The sequence below is a fragment of the Vibrio sp. 704 genome, assembly GCF_033339295.1.
Map to the genome: position 1 here is coordinate 1 of NZ_JAWOUH010000228.1, position 869 is coordinate 869.

Genomic DNA, 869 nt, shown 5'->3' on the forward strand with positions numbered 1-869 from the left:
TCCTATTTATCGTTCTAGGTGCAGGTCTATTTGTCGGTACTCAGTTTTCTGGTCAACAAGGATATGTACTGATCTCAATAGCAAACAAGACCATCGAAATGAGCGTGACCACTTTGGTGATCTTCGTTATCGCTACGCTAGCTGGTCTTTTCCTCCTTGAATACCTGATTAAAAAGTTGGTTTACGCAAGCTCAAGCACTTGGAACTACTTCAGCGTACGTAAAATGCGTCGTTCTCGTCGCTACACCAATGAAGGCATTATCAAGCTCCTTGAAGGTGATTGGAAAGGTGCAGAGAAGAAAGTCACTCGTTGGGCAAATCACCATGATATGCCACTACTGTGCTATCTCGTTGCTTCTGAAGCTGCTCAAGGTCAAGGTGATAAAGCAAAACGCGATCATTATCTTGCATTAGCTAGCCAACAGGAGAATGCTCATCTCGCTGTCGAACTGACTCGAGCCAAGCAATTTATTCGTGATAATGAGTTCGAAGCCGCTTTCGATACCCTGCAATCGCTAAAAGGCCAATACCCAAATAACTCGATTGTCTTGAACTTACTCAAAACAACTTACATGCAGCTTAAATTGTGGCAGCCATTGATTGACCTAATGCCACAACTGGCGAAAGCAAAGCTAGTAACGGAAGAAGAGCAAGCAGAACTGATTCAGAAAGCACAATGTGGTTTACTGCATGAAGTTGCGCAACAACAAGGTAGCGAAGGGCTAATTTCTCATTGGAACAGTCTGGCTCGTAAAGTGAAGCAAGACACGCATCTTATTGCATGTTTTGCACGTGAGCTTATCGCTCGTAAAGCCGATACCGAAGCCTTTACCGTACTAAAAGAAGCACTGAAAAAGCAGCCTGAACCA

The 869-nt window shown here is 44.0% G+C and carries 1 protein-coding gene; it reads left to right on the forward strand.

The genetic code is table 11. The annotated features are described in order from the left end of the window. On the forward strand, positions 1-869 hold an 869-nt coding region (locus R7R24_RS25620), incomplete at both ends, for a heme biosynthesis HemY N-terminal domain-containing protein (protein WP_318119927.1).